Source organism: Vibrio sp. 2130-1, assembly GCF_033339515.1.
Map to the genome: position 1 here is coordinate 192,977 of NZ_JAWOUT010000003.1, position 23,501 is coordinate 216,477.

At 44.1% G+C, this 23,501-nt stretch carries 20 protein-coding genes; 7 read left to right on the forward strand and 13 right to left on the reverse strand.

All coding sequences use genetic code 11. The features are described 5' to 3' along the window. Positions 1 to 69 precede the first annotated feature (69 nt). The 3 genes from R7Q09_RS05650 to R7Q09_RS05660 all read left to right on the forward strand — a co-directional run bounded on the left by R7Q09_RS05650 (position 70) and on the right by R7Q09_RS05660 (position 2,749). Entirely contained in the window at positions 70 to 336 is a 267-nt protein-coding gene (locus R7Q09_RS05650; protein WP_318070588.1) for a hypothetical protein, read from the forward strand. 339 nt (positions 337 to 675) lie between these two features. Next, complete coding sequence (locus tag R7Q09_RS05655; RefSeq protein WP_318070589.1) at positions 676 to 1,896, forward strand: hypothetical protein; 1,221 nt, start codon at positions 676 to 678, stop codon at positions 1,894 to 1,896. 4 nt (positions 1,897 to 1,900) lie between these two features. After that, positions 1,901 to 2,749 (forward strand): hypothetical protein, encoded by an 849-nt coding sequence (locus R7Q09_RS05660; RefSeq protein WP_064369407.1) that lies wholly within the window; start codon positions 1,901 to 1,903, stop codon positions 2,747 to 2,749. Between the two features lie 498 nt (positions 2,750 to 3,247). On the opposite strand, the gene R7Q09_RS05665 is transcribed toward R7Q09_RS05660, so the two are convergent. The 9 genes from R7Q09_RS05665 to R7Q09_RS05705 form a co-directional block, all read right to left on the reverse strand. After that, a complete protein-coding gene (locus R7Q09_RS05665; protein WP_318070590.1) occupies positions 3,248 to 6,349 on the reverse strand; it encodes an efflux RND transporter permease subunit in 3,102 nt (1,033 codons plus the stop codon). Further along, positions 6,346 to 7,674 carry an HlyD family secretion protein gene (locus R7Q09_RS05670; protein ID WP_318070591.1) on the reverse strand — a complete coding sequence of 443 codons (1,329 nt, stop codon included), beginning with the start codon at positions 7,672 to 7,674 and terminating at the stop codon, positions 6,346 to 6,348. The genes R7Q09_RS05665 and R7Q09_RS05670 overlap by 4 nt, the downstream gene beginning before the upstream one ends. Next, complete coding sequence (locus tag R7Q09_RS05675) at positions 7,661 to 8,317, reverse strand: TetR/AcrR family transcriptional regulator (protein ID WP_005387092.1); 657 nt, start codon at positions 8,315 to 8,317, stop codon at positions 7,661 to 7,663. The genes R7Q09_RS05670 and R7Q09_RS05675 overlap by 14 nt, the downstream gene beginning before the upstream one ends. A 187-nt stretch (positions 8,318 to 8,504) precedes the next feature. Next, positions 8,505 to 9,170, reverse strand: a complete 666-nt coding sequence (locus R7Q09_RS05680) for an HAD family hydrolase (protein ID WP_315957408.1) — start codon at positions 9,168 to 9,170, stop codon at positions 8,505 to 8,507. A 2-nt stretch (positions 9,171 to 9,172) separates the two neighbouring features. Next, entirely contained in the window at positions 9,173 to 10,192 is a 1,020-nt protein-coding gene (locus tag R7Q09_RS05685) for an ABC transporter ATP-binding protein (RefSeq protein ID WP_025767985.1), read from the reverse strand. Continuing rightward, on the reverse strand, positions 10,189 to 10,977 hold the full coding sequence (locus tag R7Q09_RS05690; RefSeq protein ID WP_315957409.1) for an ABC transporter permease: 789 nt from the start codon (positions 10,975 to 10,977) through the stop codon (positions 10,189 to 10,191). The genes R7Q09_RS05685 and R7Q09_RS05690 overlap by 4 nt, the downstream gene beginning before the upstream one ends. Before the next feature lie 2 nt (positions 10,978 to 10,979). Next, a complete protein-coding gene (locus R7Q09_RS05695) occupies positions 10,980 to 11,870 on the reverse strand; it encodes an ABC transporter permease (protein ID WP_047102769.1) in 891 nt (296 codons plus the stop codon). Further along, positions 11,867 to 12,691, reverse strand: coding sequence for an alkaline phosphatase family protein (locus R7Q09_RS05700; protein WP_318070592.1), 825 nt, complete (start codon positions 12,689 to 12,691; stop codon positions 11,867 to 11,869). The genes R7Q09_RS05695 and R7Q09_RS05700 overlap by 4 nt, the downstream gene beginning before the upstream one ends. Positions 12,692 to 12,703: 12 nt before the next feature. Continuing rightward, complete coding sequence (locus tag R7Q09_RS05705) at positions 12,704 to 13,771, reverse strand: ABC transporter substrate-binding protein (RefSeq protein ID WP_318070593.1); 1,068 nt, start codon at positions 13,769 to 13,771, stop codon at positions 12,704 to 12,706. A 210-nt stretch (positions 13,772 to 13,981) separates the two neighbouring features. Between R7Q09_RS05705 and R7Q09_RS05710 the strand changes: the two genes are divergently transcribed. Further along, positions 13,982 to 14,710, forward strand: a complete 729-nt coding sequence (locus R7Q09_RS05710; protein ID WP_005387087.1) for a UTRA domain-containing protein — start codon at positions 13,982 to 13,984, stop codon at positions 14,708 to 14,710. 62 nt (positions 14,711 to 14,772) lie between these two features. On the opposite strand, the gene R7Q09_RS05715 is transcribed toward R7Q09_RS05710, so the two are convergent. Beyond that, a complete protein-coding gene (locus R7Q09_RS05715; protein ID WP_005373846.1) occupies positions 14,773 to 16,359 on the reverse strand; it encodes a BCCT family transporter in 1,587 nt (528 codons plus the stop codon). A 303-nt stretch (positions 16,360 to 16,662) separates the two neighbouring features. Between R7Q09_RS05715 and R7Q09_RS05720 the strand changes: the two genes are divergently transcribed. Beyond that, a complete protein-coding gene (locus R7Q09_RS05720; RefSeq protein WP_318070594.1) occupies positions 16,663 to 19,071 on the forward strand; it encodes a beta-mannosidase in 2,409 nt (802 codons plus the stop codon). Positions 19,072 to 19,172: 101 nt separating this feature from the next. Here the strand turns inward: R7Q09_RS05720 and R7Q09_RS05725 are convergent, their stop codons facing one another. Further along, on the reverse strand, positions 19,173 to 19,427 hold the full coding sequence (locus R7Q09_RS05725) for a hypothetical protein (RefSeq protein ID WP_005387084.1): 255 nt from the start codon (positions 19,425 to 19,427) through the stop codon (positions 19,173 to 19,175). Between the two features lie 166 nt (positions 19,428 to 19,593). Between R7Q09_RS05725 and R7Q09_RS05730 the strand changes: the two genes are divergently transcribed. Both R7Q09_RS05730 and R7Q09_RS05735 read left to right on the forward strand, forming a co-directional pair. Beyond that, positions 19,594 to 19,953, forward strand: a complete 360-nt coding sequence (locus tag R7Q09_RS05730) for a DUF6559 family protein (RefSeq protein WP_054865478.1) — start codon at positions 19,594 to 19,596, stop codon at positions 19,951 to 19,953. 137 nt (positions 19,954 to 20,090) lie between these two features. Beyond that, a complete protein-coding gene (locus R7Q09_RS05735; protein WP_047102765.1) occupies positions 20,091 to 21,125 on the forward strand; it encodes a PotD/PotF family extracellular solute-binding protein in 1,035 nt (344 codons plus the stop codon). Between the two features lie 107 nt (positions 21,126 to 21,232). On the opposite strand, the gene tyrS is transcribed toward R7Q09_RS05735, so the two are convergent. After that, entirely contained in the window at positions 21,233 to 22,492 is a 1,260-nt protein-coding gene (tyrS, locus tag R7Q09_RS05740; protein ID WP_318070595.1) for a tyrosine--tRNA ligase, read from the reverse strand. An 82-nt stretch (positions 22,493 to 22,574) separates the two neighbouring features. Further along, positions 22,575 to 23,381: a helix-turn-helix transcriptional regulator gene (locus tag R7Q09_RS05745; protein ID WP_318070596.1), complete on the reverse strand. Its 807-nt coding sequence runs from the start codon at positions 23,379 to 23,381 to the stop codon at positions 22,575 to 22,577. Positions 23,382 to 23,501: the final 120 nt, after the last annotated feature.

Consider the following 23,501-nt stretch of genomic DNA (forward strand, 5'->3'; position numbering starts at 1 on the left):
AAGTTGGCATCGTATGTGCAATATATAAATTGTAATTAAAATTAACTGCTAATCCTCAAGGAGCTTATTATGAAAAGCGTATTTCTATCTACTCTAAGTCTTATTGCTGTAATGTCATCACCAATCGCTGCTGCTAACACTTTAGACAAAGAGGAGTGGAGCTCAGATTTACGTCAGGACTTTTTTGAAATGAAACATGAAGCTATAGCAGATATTCAGCAAATGAACATGGATGCCATTCACGCACGTGATGAGCGTATCGTGAAAAACATTAAAGATGAGCAAGAACAGTTAGTAAAGGTAACGTGCCACAAAGAGAAAGCAAGCAAGTCATAAACGCCGATAAAAGAGACTAACAGACGAAAATGAATCCAATACGAGTTCGGTGTTAGTTAGCAGTAAGCACTGACCTTGTTGCTCTACTTGCCAGCCTTTTAAGGCTGGCTTTTTTGTTTCTCATCTCATGGGTGGAGATCAGATCCTCAAGCCTATTATCAATAGTTGGCGTGTTTGATGAGCTATTGCTGGATGGAGCGGATGTAACTTTTAAAAGTGTAGATTTCAGTAAAGTGGAGGTGATGTTAGATATTTAAAATTTTGAAAAGATCCGATCTCCTTTTTGACCTTCATAATACCTTAGTATGTGGCTCACTTTTATTTGAAGAGGGATTAGTAATGACTTGGGAATTTATTGAAAGGAAAGAGGCTTTTGATTACATTGGGCTAAATAATAAGTCGGTTAATGAGGTTGAACAATTCTTACATGGAAGAGTGAGACTTTCAGCTGCACTCTTTAGCAATAAAAAACTATACTTATCAAGACAATCCCTCATCATGCTTGCGTCTCTGAATGAATATGATCAGAAGCAAGTTGTCAAAGAAATGTATTTTCTCTCATCTAATCCAAGCACACCGTCTGTAGTTAGACACAAACGCAATCCATTGCTTCGAATATTTCGAACTAGGTATCCCTTCAAAAATTATCATTATTTATTAACTTGTATCCTTAGAGACGGGAAAGTTGTAATTCATGATATTGCTTTTGATGAAAGATTACATGGCAAGGATATCGCAAGACATCCTGAACAAAGAACCCAGATGTACCATGTAAAAAAAATAGAGGGTAGAGGAGGTGAATACGATGGAACACAAAGTCACGAGGAAGCGGAGTTGCTTTTGGCTGAGTGGGATCACGCTAAGGCAAGTTCTACACATCAAGTTAACACACTTCATGCTTCGGTAAATGGAATGCTAAATGGCTATCAGAAAGCTGCGACACTGATGGGAGTGCATACGCAGGTAGCTTATAAAGAAGACAAACCGACCGAATATACTTTATTTCACAACCCTTCAGATCATGCAAAATTAGATCTCATTGAATGTGTTTATGACAAAACTCGTTTTACTTCGCACAATGCTCAACACCTTGCAGCAGTGATGAAACAATGTGCAGAGCAGGGTAAGCAAGTAAAATGGACAGTGCATAGCCAAGGTGCCATTATTTTTAACTCTGCTCTTGAGTATGTTAGAAAAAAGAACCCGAGCTTAAGATTATTGAATCAACAAATCGTTGTGCATGCAGGGGGAGCAAATACAACGAAGGTAGGGAAAAATGCACAGCAGCTTGGCTTGAAAGTTAATTACATAAAAACCAGAACTAACCCTTTTGATATAGTGCCAAATATTGCAGCGAGACAAACCCCGTTATCGGCAAGTAGTCTTGTTCGCTGTTGTAAGTTCTTGGGGCTGGTAATGAATGGAGAGGTAACTGAAAGTCCGCATACATTACCCTATTTTGGAGTTGAATCTTATCGACGACAGCTAATGATGTCTGGTAATAATATGGCTAGTAAACGTTTAAAAGATGTTGATAAATATTTAAAAAGTAAGAGATAGACATATGAGTTTTATTAAAATGTGTAAAGATGGTTTTAGAGGAAAGCCGGATTTCTCTAATTTATTACATAATGCGTTCCAGATAGATGACTTAGTGCTGTCATTTGAGTGTCCGAACAACATATATGAAGGACATGTATACCAGGATCTTGTTAATTTAGAACAGTTTGATGTTGAATCAAAAGTAGAGAGGCATGAAAGGTTTGTAAAGTTAGCTACGGTATATTTTTTGTTTCAGAAGAAAATATTAAACCCTTTGCTTCCTATTAACAAACAAGGTGGATTATATATTAGGCTACGGGTTAAATCTACTGGAGAAGATATTGATAATATTAGTCAATTGTCCTCATTTTTAGAGAGAGAATATTATGATTTTTATCATGCCCCGGAGCAAAGTGAAGGCTCTATGAGGGGGTATCATACAGACTTGATGAAAGAATTGACTAAGCGTGCGAATAAACAATGGGGAGAAATTCCAGAAAGTGAAGACCGAAAAAGAGAAAAAGAAGAATATTTAATTAGAGGTTTCTTAAGTGGTTATCCACCAATAAAGTGTGAGCTAGTTGAAGTTGGAAAAAACAAATACTCAAAATACTCAGAAGGTAATCTTAAGTATAAGAGTGAATTACGAAGAGTATACAATTTACCCATAAAAAATGAATTCTACCTGAGCATCGAGTTTTGGTATAAGTACGAATCGATGTTTGCTAAGCAGAAGTTTTTAGATTGGGTGAGAAGTGCTGATGAAACTTTTGAAAAAAAAGTATTGGAATTACTGGACTTGTCTCCGGTAATCGAATCGTATACGGCTGGAAAAACAGAGAGATTGAGCAAAGAAACTAACGCAGATTAAGTCCATTTCAGTGGGAAGAAAAAAGCCCGCGAAGAATGCTTTCACGGGCGAAAAAAGGGCACCAAATTGGGTGTCTATTCATTTTGGAGATGGTCGAACGTCCATATAAAACTGACAATAGGCTTGGTGAGAGGCTTACCACCAGCGCGACCAACGAGGCTAAAGTTAACATTGTTGTAATGATTGTTAAAATGTTAATTCTTCAATCAATGTTTTCATTATCGTGAGTTTAAATTGTGAATGTGTTGCCTACGTGTATTTTTACTCTGTGAAATTCCGTTTTTGACAATAAGACATATTATAAATCTTGTGTTGGTTATTTGATTTGGTTATATAAAACTCAACATACTTAATCCTTAACTGTTCATATTTACACTTAATGAGACACAATAACCCTCTGTTTGTTAAGTGATTGTGTGTTTTTTAACGTGTTGGTATTGAACAAAAAGCGACCTAAGCCGCTCTTGTTCATTTTGATAAGTTTACTTATCAGTCGTTTTAGATTTCTTCGTGCTTATGGACTAGACCGAAGTCAGCTAAAATGGCATACGCAGCAGGGATCATAAACAACACCAGCAGAGTGGATGCGAAAATACCAAACACGATGGAGATAACCAGTGGTTGGATAACCTGTGCTTGCAAACTGGTTTCAGTCAGTAACGGAAGCAAACCTGCTGCAGTGGTCATTGATGTTAGGAATACTGCTCTAAAGCGTTCCCGACTGGCTTTGACTACTGAGTCATGCACATTATCCCCTTCATCCACATGATGGCGTATGTACTGAACTAACAGAATCGAGTCATTCACCACAATCCCTGCTAATGAGACGAAGCCCATCATACTTGGCATACTTAATGAGTGACCGAGTAGGATGTGTCCCCATACCACGCCAATAAAAGCGAGGGGAATCGCAAGCATGACGACGAATGGTTCCAAATAACTGCGGAATTGGTAACTCAGAATCGCAAACACGCCAAACAAACCAAGCAAGAAGCCTTTACCCATTGATGCGCCAGTTTCAGCGGTATCTTTGGCTTCACCTTCAAAATCAAAGCGAAGACCAGGATACTTTTGCATAAGCTTTGGTGCTTCATCCTGTTGGAACTGACGAATAATGGCGGTTGAGTTGGCTTTCGTATTGTCGATATCGCCGAATACGCTTACAGTGCGCAAGCCATCAATGCGCTGGATTCTTACGTAATTACGCTGGAAATCCAAAGTTGCAATGGTCGCGAGTGGGATTTGATTACCATCGGACAAGATTATTGGGAAGTTTGCCAATTGCTGTAAGTCACCAGCTTGCGCTTTATTGAGGCGAACTTCGATGGAAATGTTTTCTACCCCAACTTGGATCTCGTCTGCGGTTTGGCCAAAGAAAGCCGCGCGCAATTGATTGGCAATGAGCTGACCGTTAATACCATAAGCTTCCGCCCCAGGACGAAGTTTAACCAAGACTTCTTCTTTACCCATGCGCATGTCATCTAATACGCCATGGACACCGTCAAATTCATTCAAGTATTGCTGAATGTCGATAGAGGCTGCTTTGAGTGCATCCAGATCATCATGCTTCGCTCGAATCTCAATCGCCCGGCCACCTGGCCCCATGGTCGGTTGTTTAAATACCAGTGAGATAGGATCCGCAAGTTCACCAATGTCTTCACGCCATGCGTCGATAAATTCATCGATGAGTGTGTTACGACTCTCGGCGCCAAGCAAATCCAGACGTACCGTGGCAATGTGAGGGCCAGATTCATTCGCGTCGGCGTTAGCATTGAATTGACTGGTGATGTGCAGAACCAATGGATTGCCGTCTTCCACTTTTTCTGTCCCTTCTTTATCTAGCTTTTGAGCGGAAGCGACGATCTTATCGACGACAGCTTCCGTTTGAGACAGAGAAGAACCCGGAGGAAGAATAATGCGCGCTTCTGCAATATCGCCATCCAGTTCAGGGAAGGGTTGGAACTTGAGTAAACCACCTACTAACGTGGCCGCGGAGATAAGAAGCAAGGCAACCACGCCACCCATAAAGGCATAGCGATACTCGACCACTTTATCTACTGCGTTGACCAAGGTGGTGTTACGGAAGTTTTCAAAAGAAGCGAGCAGCTTTTGTTTAAACTTCGGTGTCTTTCGCTCTTGCTTTTGTTTATGCAGTGAATGAGAAAGGTGGTTAGGTAGGATCAAGAAGGCTTCCACCAAACTTAAACTCAGTACGAGGATCAGAACTTGAGGAACCGCTTTAAGTACCGCACCCATTTCACCTTGCAAAAATAACAAGCTACCGAAAATACACACCGTAGTTAAAAAGGAAGAGATGACCCCTGGCAGTACCTTTTTCACTCCTTTGATAACAGCATCATCGATCTCTTCTCCTCGGTCGAGGTGAGCGGCAATCGATTCGGCAATAACGATGGCATCATCCATCATGATACCGATGGCCATGAGTAACCCGACCAAAGACATGATGTTGATGGACAGGCCAAGTTGCGCCATCAAAAATAACCCACCTAAGAAGGCAACGGGTAAACCAGCTGCGACCCAAAAGGAATAGCGAAAACTAAAGAACAACCACATGGTGGCGAAGACCAGAATGATACCTTGCCAACCGTTTTTGACCATCATGGTCAGGCGATCCCAAAGCACGGATGAAAGGTCATTGGTCATTTGTAGCATCACACCGTCTGGCGCGATAGCTTGTTGTTCTTCGACAAATTGAGCAACCCGTTCTTTAATGCGCAGTGCGTCATCTTCTTTGTTTTTGCTGACTTTTAGTAGGGCAGAAGGGTGACCATCGAAGAGGACTTTCTGTTCGTCCAATTCAAACCGGTCGGTAATCGTCGCAATATCTCTTAGACGGATGATTGAGCCATTTGTACCAGAGCCCACGACGATAGTCTCAAGCTCTTCCGGCGTCACGCGTCGTTCGTCAAAGCGGATCAGAAAGTTCTTATCTGGTGTTTCGACATTACCACTTGGCAACTTGACGTTTTGACGACCAATCTGGTCCGCAATATCACCAACACTCAAACCAAGTTGTCGGATAGCTTGAGTGTCTAACTCTACTCGGTATTGGTGGTCAGAGAAGCCAGCAACTTCAACCAAAGAGACATCGTAATCGATTTTTAACGTGCGTTTAAGCTGTTCGGCATACGCTTTTAGCTCTGGCCATGTGGTATCTGCGGTGATCGCGACATCCACAACTGGCTCGTTCCAATCGAGCTCTTGGACCACAGGAGATTCAATCTCTTGTGGGAAGTCGTTTATCGAGTTGATCTGGGTTTGAACATCAACCAACATGCGCCCAATGTCGGCTTCTTCATTCAGTTTTAAGATAAGACGCGCAGAACCCTCAATCGCTTCACACTGAGTTTCTTTAATGTTGGCAAGGCCATCGACAGCATCTTCCATTCGGATACAGATGCTCTCTTCTACCTCTTGAGGGGAAGCGCCGGGGTAAACCACACCAGCTAGGATGTAGGGCGGATCAAACTCAGGAAAAGTTTCACGCTTAATCGTGGAAAGTGAAGAAATCCCCAATATCAGCAGCGTTAGCATCAGCAAGTTGGCTGCTGTTGGATGCTTGGCGAAGAATCGGATCATGAATCAGACTCCTCAATAGCCGTTTCTGACTGTTCAGGTGACTCTTTCAATAGCATGCCGTTAATCGCAGGCAGCAAATCGTTGATGATCAGCTTCTGACCTTGCTCTAGTTCACCATCGATCACCACTTGGTTATTGCGACGATATAACACTTCAACCGTGACGACTTGCAGACGGTTGTCATCTCCCATCAGGTAAATCTTATCGCCATGAAGCGCACGCTCTGGGATGACCCAACTCGGGTTCTCTTGTCCCTCAATTAAGGCACGCACAAACATGCCGTTCACCAATGGAGGCGCAGACGTTGGGTTTAATGCACGGTAGTCTTGTTCAATTTCCAGAATCACACCGGCAGTCGCTTGGCTTGGATCAACCGTTTCACTGATGCGTGCAACTTTCGCAGGCCAGCTTGCAGAGAGGTTACCGCTGCTGAGTTCAATGTTGGCATGAATCGCATTCATATCAGGTTGTGGAATACCAGATTCATCGCGGACAAACTCACCGATGCTCGCCGCCAAAGTTTGCATGTCATGAATGGATAGTTGAGCTTCCACTTCCATGACATCAATACCATGTCCTGTCACCATGGTTTGTTGGAGGTTAACCACTTGCTTTTTCTCAATTTCTACGTCAGCAATACGCAAATCGTAAGGAAGCGTGATGATGGTTTTATCAAGCGAGCGTTCGGCCTCATCCACTTTTGATGCATTAACTTTAACTAGGGCTTCCGCGACTCGCTTCTCATCCGGCATCAAACCAATTTGATTTTCAATATCCAGTACTAACTTACGTTGAGAGAGCGCGTTTTGCTCTTGCTGATCTACATCCGATTGCGAGGTTAAGCCTTTCTTACGTAGGTTTTGTTTACGGTCTAACTCTTTGTTGGCGATAACCAGACGGTTGGCTTCTATCTTGAGTGTGCTTTTGAGATTCGCTTCTTCTTGGTTCAGCTTAGCCAGAGAGGTTTGAGCAGATTTGAGATCGGCTTGAGCTTGAACCAGTTTCAGTTCGTAATCGAGTGGGTCGATTCGCAAGATTTCTGTCCCTGCTTGCAACACTTGTCCTTTTTCCAGCTGCGGATGGCGGTAGACCACTTTACCCGTCACTTCGGCTATCGCTTTCCATTCCACTTTTGGGGCGATCTTGCCAAACCCTACGGCTACTGGAGCAATGGCTTTGAGCTCAAGAGGAATTGTCTCGACCAACCGTGCACGATCTCCTGCGGGTTTTACGGGCAAATCTGGTTTGAGGCTAATCGCCAAAAACAGAATGACGACCCCAACCGCAAGAGCAGGAAAGAACAGCAGCTTTTTATTTATTTTCATATTGGTCGCCCGAGTCTAAAAATCCATGTTTCATCAGTTGTATGTTGTGTTCGAATAATCGGTTCAAGAAGGCTTCTGAAAGTTCAATGCCATGAATGGCGAGCAGTGCTGGTGGTGCCATAAAAGGAAACACCATTAAGCTGATGTAAGAGACGCGACAAAGTTGAGGGTCGGCGTCTTTTCGTAAAACGCCACTGTCGATCAACTTATCAAAGATCACGCCTTGCATTGGCTTGCTGATATCTGCGAAGACTTTTTCGAGCAGTTTGCGTTGGGTTTCCGATGGGGGCATATTCATAACTTGGGCAACTAAGCGTGGGAACTGTGGTACCTTGATCATTTCGCGGTAGTAGGTACGCATTAGATCGAGAAAGTTTTGCTCGTTACTGTTGGATACCAACGTCTGCATCTGCTTTTGCATCGGTGACAGTGTTTCGCGCAACATGGTCTCGAACAAGCCTTCTTTGTTGCCAAAGTAGTAACGAATCATCGCCACGTTCACGCCTGCTTTCTGCGCGACTAGGCGAGTAGAGACCTTGTCATAAGCCATAATGGTGAAGAGTTCGCGCGCGTGGAAAATCAGTTTTTCCCGTGCGTCGATATTATCTGTGGGTCTTCCCGCCCTTCGATGCGCTTCCGTCACAATCTTCTCTCAAAATATTAAACATTTGATTAATTATAAGACGCTGATTTCTCATGCGACATGTGAAAAATTAATCAGTATTTAATCAATTGATTAATTTGTGATGAAGAGAAGTAAAAAAGAGCAGAAAGAACTGCTCTTTGAACAAATAGAAAAGTATTTACTTAGGAAGAACGGTCTTTTGAGGCTAGATCACCCCCCAACTTAACACACTCCAATTCGGTCTGTTGGCGTGTTCTTTTAGTTGTGGGCATGGATTTACCAGATAAGCGTAGTTCGCGTATTCACAAAGCGGTAAATCGTTGATTGAATCGGTATAGAAATGGATTTCGGAATAAGGCTCAGGCTGATTTTCTAGCCACTGTTTTAATCGCGTGACTTTGCCTTCACGATAACTCGGGATACCGTCGATTTCAGCAGTATAACGGTTGTTTTTCTCGATTAAATCAATTCCGAGTGCGGTTGGAATATTAAGACGGCGACCAACGGCTTCCACCAAAAAAGTGACGCTGGCAGAGATGATAACCATATCTATACCATCACGAGACAGCTGCTCAATCAGGGTTTTGGCTTGAGGGAACTGTTTAGGCAAAATATGGCTTTCAACACATTCTTCAACCAAGGCGTTTACTTCTTCAATCGGCATGTTTTCTAGTGGCTTCATGGAGAACGCTAGGTAATCTTCCATGTCCATTTTGCCTTCAGAGTACAAGGCCATTAGACGCTGATCTTCCTTAATAAATAAAGGATCAGTCGCGATGCCTCTCTCAACCATAAACTCGTTCCAAATCATTGCGCAGTCAGCGTTTATTAGGGTTTCATCCATATCAAAAACATACAAAGGTTTGGACATGTTTAGGCTCTCACTGGTTGAATTTCGTTTAGGTTAAAGAGTAGCTCTAGTTGGCTACCATTCGCTAGTAAGCGTTCTGAAGAGCGGTTAAGCAAGTCAACAGTGAGCTCACACTCTTCAACGTTCACTTGATAGCGAATAACATTACCTAGAAGCTGGTGGTTGGTGATCGTACCTACTTGTGGCGCTGAGATGTGGCTATCATATTGACGACCTTGCTCTTTTACATATATAGACTCTGGGCGAATCGCTACTTTCCATTCGGTATCAATGTTGAAGAGTTGCTTGGCTTTATTGGCCTCTACAAGGTTGTAGTGCCCCATGAAACCGGCCACAAACTCGTTAGCAGGATGAGTATAAATTTCTTCAGGTGTTCCTGCTTGAACAATTTCCCCTTTACTCATTAGGAAGATACGATCAGACATAATCATCGCCTCTTCTTGGTCATGAGTTACGAAGATAGTGGTGAGATTCATCTCTTTCTGAATGTCTCGGATTTGCTGACGAAGGTGTTTGCGGATTTTGGCATCAAGCGCAGAAAGTGGCTCATCAAGCAATAATATGCGAGGTTTCACCACCAACGCTCGAGCGAGTGCGACACGCTGGCGCTGACCGCCAGAAAGTTGATGCGGATAGTGTTTTTCTTTACCTGCCAGATCCACCAGTTTGATGACTTTAGCCACTTCACGTCGAATATCATCATTCGCAAGCTTTTTCATTTTTAAGCCAAATGCAATGTTGCCTTCGACGGTCATATTGGGAAACAGCGCATACGATTGAAAGACCATCCCAATACCACGCTCTTGCGGGACTTGATGCGTGATATCTTCTCCGTTTACCCAAACCTCGCCTCCATCGACAGGGTTAAGCCCAGCAAGGCTGCGAAGTAGTGTCGATTTACCACAACCGCTAGGGCCCAAAAGCGTAATGAATTCACCTTGCTCGATGTTAAAGTGAATGTCCTCAAATACGGTGTTATCACCAAAACGTTTAGTCAGATTTTTCGCTGTTACGTAGCTCATTGTTTGACTCCTCGGCTGAAACGACTTGCCAACCAAGTCAGTAAAAAAATAAATAGGAAGTAGGTCATCACTAAGGCAGACGTAAAGTGGCCGCTCGTCTGACGCATGTTATACAAGTAGATTTGTAGGGTTTCATAACGTGTGCCGACTAAAATATTGGCGAACACAAACTCTCCCAATAGAAATGAAAATGAAAGGAAAAGCGATGCCATCAGTCCTTTTTTGAGGTTAGGTAAAATGACCATCAAAAACGTTTTGGTTGTGCTTGCTCCTAGCAAGTGTGCAGCGTCCATTAAATCGTTAAGGTTAATTGCTTCGAAGCTATTAGAAATCGCACGATACATAAACGGTAACGCTATGGTGAAGTAAGTACCTACTAGAATCCAAGGAGTACCGATAAGGGAGATTTCACTGTCAGCATAAAGTTGAAGCAAGCCGACGGAGGACACCACTGGTGGTACAGCGAATGGTAGCAAAATCAATACGTTCATGAGCTTATCGAGCCTTGGAAAGTAGTAAAACACCACGAATATCGCTGGCAGAACCAGAATCACACTGAGGGTTAGCGAAGCAATACAAATAAACAGCGAACGCCCAAACGCTTGCAAAAAGCGTGGGTCGGTCAGCAATTTAACGTACCAATCAAAAGTGAAACCATCTGGAAGCACCGTGGCGCCCCAGCGTGATGAAAGCGAATAGACAAAGGTCGCTAAAATCGGGATGAGCATGATCCCAACAATGGAATAAACCACCGTTTTATGGAATCGAGTATTAACGTTGTTCATGACTACTTCCTACCTGCATAGCTTTTCGAAATGAGCCATTGGTTAATCACTGTGATAAAGGCAAGTAACGCCATTAGAATCACCGAAATTGCAGCGGCGAGATTAGGTTCAAGGAACAGGTCTCCCGATACCAGACTCGCAATTCGAATTGTGATGACGTTATAGTTACCGGAGGTCAGCGCATAAACACTCGCATAAGCGCCAATTGCGTTGGCTATTAAGATAATAAAGGTACCGAATAAGGCTGGTGAGAGCACTGGCAGAGCGATTTTCGCCCAATACTGTGATGTTTTGGCTCCCAGTAGCGCAGCTGCTGCTTGCCAATCATCACTCAACGCGTCGAACGCAGGGTAGAGCAACAACACCGCCAGCGGGATTTGGAAGTAGATGTAAATGGCCAGCAGGCCCCATTTACCATAAAGGTCGAAATCACCGAGTAAGCCATACTGCTTGAGCAAAAGGGTAATCGCCCCATTGGTGCCCAAAATAATAATAAAAGCGAATGACAGAGGTACGCCTGCAAAGTTGCTGCTCATGTTTGTAAACGCAATCACACCGTCGCGGACTTTAGAATCGACTCTGCGTAGAGAAGAGACCAACAGAGTCGCAATGGCTAAGCCAAAAATGCTCGACCATACAGCTAACCACAAACTGTTGCCAAACGCCTGCATCATAAAGGCGGAGTCGAGCACTTCAATGTAGTTATCGAAGGCAAACTCGCCATCGTAGATAAAGCTGTTTAACAGTACCCAAATCATCGGTGCGAGTTGAAATAGGTAGAAAAACAGCGCGAAAGGCACCAACCAAATGGCTGGCTTAAAGCGCTTTAACCAAGTACTTGCCAAATTTGAGCGTGATTCGCTGGAGCTTGGGGAGAGGACTGAACTGCTCATAGTGCTAACAATTCCTGAGTGTATGGCTTCGTGTGGTCAAGGTTTAGCAATTGACAAACGGTGCCACAAATATCAGTCTGCTTAATATGACAATCTTGATGGGTAAACTTATCACCAATGACAAACAGGGGAACTTCTCGTTCTTCAGGTAAAATCCCACCGTGAGAAAGATCGTTGTTCATGCCATGATCGCTGGTCACAATGATTTGATACCCATCAGCAAGCCATTGATCGATGTAGTTGGAAAGAATAACGTCTGCACCTCGCGCACAATTGCGGTATTGGCGAGAGTCTAGGCCAAACTTATGTCCTGTATCGTCGATATTCATCGGGTGGATCAGTAAGAAATCAGGTTGATAGTTTCGACGTAAATACTCTGCGTCCAGGAACAAGGCTTCATCAGGATAATGATCCCAATGGTAAAAGTAGCCGTGCTGGATATTCAGGGTTTCATCATGCGTGAAACGATCGCGAACAGGTTCAAATGGCGCGCGATTATAAAGCTCACTTACCCAGTGGTAGGCAGCCGCAGCGGTCACTTTTCCTTGGGCTTTTGCCAAACTGAAAATGGAATCGTGTTTGGATAGACGAACGATATTGTTGTTTACGATGCCGCTTTCTACAGGGCGAACGCCCGTTAAAATGCACTCATAAAGTGGGCGAGACATAGAGGGCAGCTCACACTGCACAGGATAAAGCGTTGCGCGAGTTTCTTGTTGGGAACGACTTTGCTCTAGAAGACCATTGAGGTAGCCCATGCAATCACGGGCTACCTGATAGTTCAGTCCATCTAGAACAACAAGGATGACCTTATTGCTCATAACGACTTACTCTTATTGCTGGTGGATTAAGACACTTTCTTGCCATTGACGTGGCAGCTTACGTGCGGACTTTTCCCAAGCTGAGAAGTCAGTCACTGGGTGAACATTGCTGTATTGGTCATTAGCAATTAGCTTGTCTTGCACTGCTTGAGGCAGTGTGATGTTGGTGCGGATTGGACGCGCATAACCTTCTGCTAAGTTGATTTGCCCTTGATCGCTGAAGATGTATTCACGAGCAAGCTTTGCTGCATTAGGGTTCTTCGCGTATTTATTGATTATGGTTGTATAACCAGAAATCACAGAGCCATCTTGAGGAATGCTCACTGTAAAGCGGTCGCGGTCAATTTTGTCGCGGTAGTTCAATGCATTGAAGTCCCACATGATCGCCACTTCCACTTCGCCTTTTTCTAGGTTGGCGATGTTCGGATCGGTAAATGAAAGACGACCTTGCTTCGCGAGTTCAGAAAAGAATTTGAGCGCAGGCTTGAGGTTGGATTCGTCCCCACCGTTGGCGAACGCTGCGGCGAGAACCGCGTTGTTTGCCTGTGCTGCTACGCCTACGTCACCTACGGTCACTTTGTAGTCGCCTTTTAATAGGTCACCCCACGTTTTTGGCGCGTCTTTTACGAGGTTATTGTTGGAGATAAAAGAAATAGTGCCAGTGTAAGCAAGTGCCCAATGACCATCTTCGTCTTTTGCCCAATCTGGGATGTCATTCCAAGTTGTTGGTTTATATGGCTGAGTGACGCCTTTTTTTACCGCTACACGTGCGAAGGCAAAGCCTATGTCACCAATGTCTGCGGTCGCGTTTTTCTTCTCAGCTTCGAATTTTGCGATTTCTTGAGCCGAGCTCATATCCGTGTCTTGGTGCTTAAGGTTGTAATTTGACTTTAAATCAGCCCAAGTGTCTTTCCAGTTTGCCCAACTGTCAGGCATACCCACACTGTAAACCGCCCCTTCTTTTTGTGCTGCTGCTACCAAAGATTCAATATCGGCTTCTTTCGCTACTGTTGGCGTAGCGAGCGTTACCGCAATGATTGCCGCTGGTGCGGTAATTGAACGACTTAGCAAAGTTTTCATTGTCTCCATCCTTCTGGACTAGGTCAGTAAGTTCGCTTTGTATGCTATGGATGGAATGTGACGATTTAGCGCAAGTAATTTGACAGTTTTGCTGATTTTATATGGCACTTATATTTCATACGTTCAGTATGTGTTCTGTTGATTAATGTCATACTTTTGTTACGTAAACGCCTTATGTTATTCGTCAAATTATCGTTGGACTAGATCAGAATGAGAGCGACAGGCACCGGACAATTTGGTACTCAATTAGGAAAAATTAGAAGCAGCTTAAAACAGCAGATTCTTTCCGGCATCATGTCGGAAGGACAAAAACTGCCGTCAGAGAGAGAGCTCAGTGAGCTGTTTTCTACAACTCGAATCACTATCAAAGATGCGTTGGTGTCTTTAGAAACTGAAGGTCTTATTTATCGAGAAGAGCGCCGGGGTTGGTATGTATCTCCTGAGCGTATCTGTTACAACCCGTTGTCTCGTTCTCACTTCCATCAGATGATTCGAGAGCAGCATCGTATTGCAGAAACCAAGTTACTCAACGTGCGAAGTGAAATGGCCGCAGGTGAGTATGCCAAATCGTTAGAGGTTGAGCGAATTACCCCAATTTATGTGATTGAACGGTTACGTTTTATTGATGGGCGAGCGGTATTGTTTGTTGAGAACGTGCTCAAAGCGGCACTGTTTGAGGGTATATTGTCTGAGAACCTCACCATGTCCCTGACGGGCATTTATCGTGAGAAGTATGGTTACGAGACAAAGCGCTCTCGTTTTGATGTGATTCCCACGTCAGCTCCTGCTCATGTCGCTAAGGCGTTGAACCTAGCTGAAGGACAACCCGTTCTGAAAATTCGGCGGGTAAACTACAAACAAGATGGGCATTTAATGGACTGCGAATTCGAGTATTGGCGTCCAGACGCAGTGATGATTCGCATTGATAGCGTAGGATAAAGCGCAGAATTAAAAAGAGCCCAATGAAGGGCTCTTTTTCGCATATTGGTTAGAGAGGCGGTTTAAACGAGGCCTTGCTCTTTTGCCATTCTGCTTGCAATGCCGGGTGCTTTCCAAATGCTTGGCAGCAAAATGAAAGACACAGGCACGGCAGTAATTACAATGAAAGACTGCAATGCAGAAATACCACCAGAGCCCATTGAGATAAGCGCAATAGCGACAATACCCATAATCAGACCCCAGAACGAGCGAATCACTGCGTTTGGTTCTGTTGAGCCCGTCATCACTACACTGATTGTGTAAGTCATCGAGTCACCCGTCGTCACGATAAATGTTGTCGTTAAGATCAGGAACAGAACCGAAATGATCATTGGGTAAGGTAATTCACCAGTAATCGCTAGCAGTGCTGCGGGCAAGTTAAAGCCTTCAAACGCAGATGAAATCAAACCAGGGTTATCAAGTTCAAACGCAAGGCCACTGCCACCAACGATACTAAACCAGAAGCAAGTAATCAGCGGTGCCGCGATGCTAATAGACATGATTAATTGGCGAATTGTACGACCACGAGAGATACGAGCAATAAAGATCGCCATCATTGGGCCATAACCGATAAACCAACCCCAGAAGAATACTGTCCACCAACTTAGCCAGCCTGTATCACCACGGTAAAGTGCCATAGGGAAGAAGTTATCCACCATACGACCAACGCCTTGCACGTAGCCATCAACGATAAAGCTTGTCGGCCCGAAGAACAGGATGTAACCAATTAATAGTACAGACAAAATGATGTTGTAACGACTGACGATTTGAATACCCTTGCTCAAACCGCTCAGTGCGGAAAGGGTATACATCAGGATCGCCGCCATGATAACCATGCTTTGCGTTACGAACGTATCTGGCAGGCCAAACAATGAGTTTAGCGCGTAGCTAATTTGTAAACCTAAGAAGCCGATAGGACCGATGGTTCCTGCTGCTACGGCAATGATGCTACATGCGTCAGCAACATCACCAATCCAGCCTTTAATGGCTTTATCACCAAAAACAGGGTAAAGCAGAGTACGCGGCTTAAGAGGCAGGCCTTTATCGTAATGCAAGTGCATTAAGACAATGGAAGATAGACCACCAAGGATCGCCCAAGCTAAGAAGCCCCAGTGCATAAAAGACTGAGATAGGGCATTGATTGCGGCAGTTTTCGGTGAAGCTTCCCCGTATAGAGGCGGAGCAGTCACAAAGTGCGCGATAGGCTCAGCAGCGGCCCAGAACACACCACCACCTGCAAGTAGAGTACAGAGTACGATTGACAACCACTTAAAGTTATCAATATCAGGTTTCGCTAGACCACCTAGGCGCACATAACCAGTGCGACCAAACGCAAGAGCCAAACCAATTAGGAAATTCAGAAGAAGCAGTACTTGCCAGTAAGCTCCGAAATATTTAGTAGCAAAGCCGAAGCCGGTGTTAACCATTGCGGTTAGAGAGTCGGTATTCGTTAGAGCAAGTAAAACGAATAGAGTGAGGAAGCTACCACTTAACCAAAAGACAGGATTGGTGAGTTCGAGGCGCTTGAGTAAAGATGGGGGATGAATAGCAGAATAGTCAGCATCCTGAATAGGCGCTGTGTGGGAGGCGGCATTCGTCATATTTGACATAATTACTTCGCTTTTTAGGGCTATGAAGCCGTGCATTTCCCCTCACATCGTTTCAACGAAAAGTGTGAGGATGTTCAAAAAGCCGATGATGTTAACATGTCGAAGTTGCAAATATAACCTTAGATTTCGATTAATTTTTAACAGGTTAGCCAAGTTGCTGATTTTTGGGTAGAGATCAAAAGAAAGAGTTTTTACGTGAAATGCACCGCATTTCGTATGTAATTAACATTTCCCTTGTTTTCGCATGGGTTTATCAGGATTACATTGAGAAAACATGTTTTTCCCAAGCTAAGGTTTAACTCGATGGCTCACTTCGAACTTAACGGGCAGTGGATGCTTACCTCGCCACAGCGCCCCAATCTTGAAATTCCAATGTTTATTCCGGGCGATAATGTGTCGGCGCTTTTACAAGCAGAGCAGATTCCAGATCCTTATTTTGCCGATAATGAAAACAAAGTTCGATGGATTGAAGAGTGTGAGTGGCATATCTCACGTGAGTTTGACGTCGACGCGTTTACGTTGTCTGCCAAGCAAATTTGGATGACGCTAACTCGTGTCGATACATTGGCAACCTTCTATGTTAATGGTGAGCTAGCACTAACTTGCAGCAACATATTTACCCAGCAACGTGTGGATATTAAACCGCATTTAAAGCAAGGTACTAACACGATTCGGGTTGAGTTTGCTCGGGCGGATTTAGAAGGTATCGCAAGAGCAAAAAAACTGCCATTTCCTATTCCATCGGCAATGGGCAACAACCAAATTCCACACATGAACTTGATCCGCAAAACACAATGCCATTCCGGATGGGACTGGGGCATTTGCTTGATGGTATCGGGTATTTACGACCCCATTCAAATCGACATTGTGAATGAGCTTTGGCTCAAAGGCTTCTCGACAGAGCAGCAATGGCAAGCCGATGGGAGTGTGTTTCTTGATGTAGTAGTTGAAGTGGAAACGGACAGTCAACGCCATGAAATGATGGTTGAATTTAATGGTGAGCGTCAATGTATTCAAACAAAAGGAAGTGGTCACTATCATTGCCAGTTCCACATTTTGGAGCCTCAACGCTGGTGGCCATCGGGTTATGGCGAAGCGTATCTCTATCCCATTACCATTTCTTGCAGAGAGCAAAAGTTAACGCACAACATTGGTTTGCGTCAGTTAACCCTAAATAACCAAGCTGATGAGCACGGCTCTGCAATGGAATTTATCGTCAATGGCGTACCGATTAATGCTAAAGGTGCCAACTGGATCCCTATTGACGCAATGCCGGGGCGAGAGTACGAAACACGTTATCGCAACCTTTTGCAAAGTGCGGTTGACGCCAACATGAACATGATTCGCGTATGGGGCGGTGGTCAGTACGAGAGTGAAACCTTTTATAACCTTTGTGATGAACTTGGCTTGTTGGTGTGGCAAGACATGATGTTCGCCTGCTCGTTGTACCCATCAAACGACGAGTTTTTAAAAGACGTAGAAGAAGAACTTAGATTCCAAATCCCGAGGCTTAAGAAGCACCCATCAATCGCACTTTGGTGTGGTGACAATGAAGTGATTGGAGCTATTGGTTGGTATGACGAATCTAAGCGCAGCAAAGTCAAATACACGGTTAACTACGATCGCCTCAACCGCATGATTGAGAAGGAGATTACCGAGCAAGATAGCACTCGCCGTTTCTGGCCAAGTTCCCCATGTAATGGTGAACTGGATTTCGGTGATGCGTGGCATGATGATAGTAAAGGCGATATGCACTTTTGGGACGTTTGGCATTCAGGAAAATCATTCAGTGCCTACCTTGACGTGAATCCTCGTTTTTGCTCTGAGTTTGGTTTTCAATCTTGGCCATCTTTTGCTGAAGTTAAGCGGTTTGTCCCTGAGCAAGACTGGAATATTACATCCCCAACTTTCGAACAACATCAGAAGAACCCTCGAGGTAATAGTATTATCACAGAGATGTTCACGCGCTATTTTCGTTTTCCCTCTGGATTTGAGAGTATGCTGTATTTAAGTCAAGTTCAGCAGGCAATCGCGATCAAAACTGCATGCGATCATTGGCGTGCCATTTCTCCAGTTTGTCGCGGCATGCTGTACTGGCAACTCAACGACAATTGGCCTGTCAGTTCTTGGTCTAGTTTGGAATACAGTGGTAGATGGAAGCAGTTGCACTACCATGCAAAACGCTTTTTTGCGCCACAGTATTTGGTATTTTCCGAGCATACAGGCGAGTTGAGCCTACATTTGCTCAATGATGCAAAAGAGCCCGCAAGCGTCAACGCACTGCTTAAGTGGGTAGATTGGCAAGGGGAAGAAAAGCAATGTTGGAGCTTAGAACAAACAGTCATAGCAGACAGCAATACGATTTTGTGGCAGTTGGATGAATTGATCGAGAAGGATGAACTTACGTCAGGCTTCTTCTATGTTGAAGCGCAAATCGGTGAAGACAGAATAAGCAACACATGGTTTAGTACTCACGAGCTAAAAACCTTGCCGATAGCGAAAGCCAATATAGATGTCTCTATTGAAGGGAGGCGAATTACATTGATTGCGGATAAGCCTGCGTTTTTTGTTCATTTGGAGAGTGATGCTGATGGAAGATTCAGTGACTCCAGTTTTACTCTGTTGGTCAACGTTCCAATGACGGTTGAGTATTTAGGTGATGATGTTTCAGGTATGCAGCAGTCGTTGAGGGTATGCCACCTTAATGATTAAAGCGGGCATAGAACATCTACATGCTGATAACTAAAAAGGGAGCGTTTGCTCCCTTTTTAGTTACCAAGTATCCGTTATTAAGCTCAGGTTGAGACAGAAGACTATTTAAGTTTCTGATGGACCCGATAGCTAACGACAAAGCCAATGTAGAATAGTGCAGCAAGAGTAATCACTGCCGTCGCGTACGCCAGCAGGCTGTTTAACCCTAAACCAAAAGCCAAAGTGAAGGCGATACCATGAATGGCTTCCGCAGGGATTCGGTACCAAGCAGCGTGGACGGAAGATCCGAAGAGGATAAAGGTACTAAGTAAGACAATCGTGCCGCCTATAAAGCCGACCCATCTGCTGTTGTTCATGTTGCAGTCTCAGGGGTTACCGAGGTAACGTAACAAAATATTTCAGAATCGTATTATACAACCGATCATCGCGAAAAGCGCTAGAGAAATTTCGCGGATAAAACAGAGTGTTTTAATTCGAACAAAAGAATACGACATAGCCAACTTAATACAGGAATAACAAAACATGTTGAGATTTATACAACGTCGCCGCATTAAGAAAGTGATTAAACTAATGAGTACCAGATTGGTGGTGGGATACGGCAGTCGTGACTACTTTTCGGTTGGTCAGGTAAAGACGAGCACCAGCGAGTTAAGCGCGTGCCAACAAAAAATTGCGTTGGCATTATATGCGGATCCGCAAGATCTTGATTTGGAAAACCAACCAGAGTTGCAAGCAATACGCTCAGACGTGGCGCATGACTTCTTCGCTGGTGTCGATTATACCGCTCAAGATGTGCTTAATTTACTCGGTTCTGGTGGCTGGAAAGGTGGCCGAATGGAAGATGGAATGTCTCATCATTTTGGTATGCACAGTCGCTATTAAAAACATGCGTTAATTTTATAAATTCGATAAATATTTTTGCTGTTAAAGATTAATTAAATTTTCTTTCAATTGGGTAACAATTACCTAATTATGCACCCGAATCCCAGCGCGTCGCTGGACTGGTTGGATTGCATACCATGAAATTAATCATCAAAGGATTGGGGCTGAGTGCTCTTGTGCTCAGCATGTTTGCTCATGCAGATAGCAAAACGTTGAACGTTTATGCATGGGGTGGCTATTTGCCGGAAGCATCGTTAAAAGCGTTTGAAAAACAAGAAGGCGTTACGATTAATTATTCGACCTTTGAGAATAATGAATCAATGTACACCAAGCTAAAATTGCTAAAAGGTTCTGGTTACGATGTGGTTTTTGCTTCTGCGTACTTCATTGAAAAAATGGGTCGAGAAGGACTGCTTTCGAAAATAGATCACGCTCAAGTGCCAAACATGCAAGACACAATGGACGGCTTACTTGGCCAAGCGCACGATCCGAAAAATGATTACTCGCTGCCTTATATTTGGGGCATTACAGGGATCAGCTACAACGAATCCATGGTTGAGCAACCAGTGACCAAGTGGGCAGACTTATGGGAGTCTCAATACGAACAACAAGTCATGTTGATCGATGACGTGCGCGATGTGTTTGGTATGGCGCTTAAGAAAAATGGCCATAGCGTGAATACAAAAGACGAAGCTGAAATCGAACAGGCTTTTGATTCTCTAGTTGCGCTGAAAAACAACGTATTACTGTATAACTCAGATGCGCCGCAAGTCCCTTACGTGTCCGGTGAAACATCGGTCGGCATGCAATGGAACGGCAACGCATTCCAAGGGCAGGTTGAAATGCCTGAACTGAAGTTCGTGATGCCGGAAGAGGGCGCGGTATTGTGGATGGACAACTTCACTATTCCGTCTGGCAGTAAAAACAAAGCATTGGCGCATAAATTTATTAACTTCATGTACCAATCAGAGAACCAAGCGGAAATCGTGACCAGTTTGGGTTATGCGTCGGCAACAAACGCTGGGCGTGACAAATTGCCAGAAGAGTTGAAAAATAACCGTACTATTTTCCCTTCATCAGAAGACATGAAAAAAGGCGAGTTTATTAATGATGTTGGCGCAGAAACGTTAGCGATTTACGAAAAGTACTGGCAACGTTTAAGAACGCAATAAGCAACGTCTTTGCCTATTGTTAGGCTTAAAATCGTTCAAATTTGGATTCCCCTCATCACGAAAGTGGTGAGGGGAATTTTTTTATAGGTTTTGTACTGCGAGTGTTGCTACGCGGAACGCTTTACGAGGCAGAAGTGCTTTTTACCGCGTTGCAGTAACCAATATTGATCAAACAGTGGGAAGCTTAAACTCGGGTTATCAGCCGCCACTTTTTCACCGTTTACACTGATGGCGTTGTTGCTGATGTGTTCGCGTGCAACACGCTTCGAACTTGCTAAGCCCGACTCAATCAACAGCTCAACCAAATCTTGTTGTGTGCTCTCAATGCTTGGTAAACCATCCAACTCCAACTGTTTTAATTCACCCAAACTCAGTTGTTGCACATTACCGCTGAATAAAGCTTGAGTGATACGCTCGGCACTGGCTAGGCCTTCTTCGCCATGAACAAATCGCGTCATTTCTTCAGCGAGAATACGTTGTGCTTGTGGCTTACCTTGGCTTGCTTGGTCTTGCGCTTCAATGCTGGCAATTTCTTCGCAGCTCAAGAATGTGTAGTAACGCAAGAAGTGGTAAACGTCGGCGTCTTCTGCGCCAAGCCAGAACTGGTAGAACGCGTAAGGAGAGGTCTTGCTAGGATCTAGCCATACTGCACCACCTTCAGTTTTGCCAAATTTGGTGCCATCGGATTTGGTGATCAGCGGCAGAGTTAAGCCAAATACTTGCTCACCATTTTGACGGCGAGTTAAATCGATCCCGCTGACGATGTTTCCCCATTGGTCATTGCCACCGATTTGCAAACGGCAACCGTATCGACGGTTTAGCTCGGCAAAATCATACGATTGCAGTAGGGCGTAGCTAAATTCGGTGAAGGAGATACCTTGGTCAGGTCGTTGCAGGCGTTGTTTTACCGATTCTCGGTTGACCATAGTATTGATCGAGAAGTGCTTACCCACATCGCGGAAGAAGTCGATCACATTGATCGCTTTCATCCAGTCAGCGTTGTTCACCATGATCATCGGCTTGGTCAGTTGGTGATTCATCAACTGCTGAATTTGATTAGAAAGATCGTTAACCCAGCCTGAGACGATTTCCTCTGAGTTCAGACTGCGCTCAGTCGCTTTAAAGCTTGGGTCACCAATCATGCCCGTTGCACCGCCAATCAAGGCAACAGCTTGGTGTCCGGCATCTTGAAAGCGCTTAAGCATAATCAAAGGCACGAGGTGGCCGATATGCAAGCTGCCAGCTGTAGGATCGAAGCCGCAGTAAACGGTTTGTGGCTGTGAGAGAAGTGTCTGAATTTCTTCCAAATCGCTGGCTTGTGCAATCAAGCCGCGATCTTGTAAATCTTGCAGTAATGGTGTCGTCATTCTTTTTGTCTGTTTTAGTGGTTGTTACATTCAGACTAAAACGCGACACCTTTTCTCGATATATCCCTTAAGGGACAGTTTTTTATCTTGAATGGAGAATGAGGTGATTGAGGAAAAGCTGGAATAACTCACTCAATGAAGACACATTTAATTGCGAGTAAATTCGCTTTCGATGATTTTTGACCGTGCCTTGAACTAAGTGTAACCGCGCGGCAATTTCTTTGGTGTCAAACCCTTGAGCGAGAAGCGAAGCCACCTCTTGTTCGCGACGGGTGAGTGATTCTACGCCAAACGTTGCTAAAGCTTGCTCAATGGCTAATCGCATACTGCCAGAATAAGCACTCTGTGCAAAAACAGGCACAGAAAAGGTAAATTCCGTTTGTTTCCAATGCTGCTGACAAAGCGACTGAATTATCGGGAAATAGGGCTTTAGCTTATTGATTTGTTGCTGAGAAAAGTATTTTCCATCATTCATATACCCGAAGTACAGCATGACCCAACGGCCAGATTCAACTTCGACTAGCATGCTCAGTTCGTCTTTCCACCCGGTCTGATGGTAGAACTGTTCGCAGTAGGAAGTAAAATCAACGCCTTTACGCGCCACGTCTTTGAGCGTAAATACGCCTTGTTGCTTTGTCTCGTTTAGTTTGAGAAAAAAAGGGTCATTTTGAAATGAGTCAGTAAGGTAGCGTTGAAAAAGTAACTCTCGCTCGTTCTCAATTGAGTCGTAGAGATAAATAGGATGTTTACCTTCTCGGTAACCTAAAATAACTGCGCAATCAAAATGAAAAAGAGTGCGAATGACACGCATAAGTTTAGGAGTAAAGTTAGGCGTGTTAAGAGCAGAAATTGCTTCTGCTAGCAGATTATTAAAGTTATTGTCAGGCATGGGATACCGAATTGCAGGTGGTTTTGCGCAAGCATAACCAAAAGCAATCCAACGAGAAAGGGAAGTCGCCATCTTCTGGTGACTTCCATAGAGAAAGTTGCGTAAGTGCTCAGTTTTGAG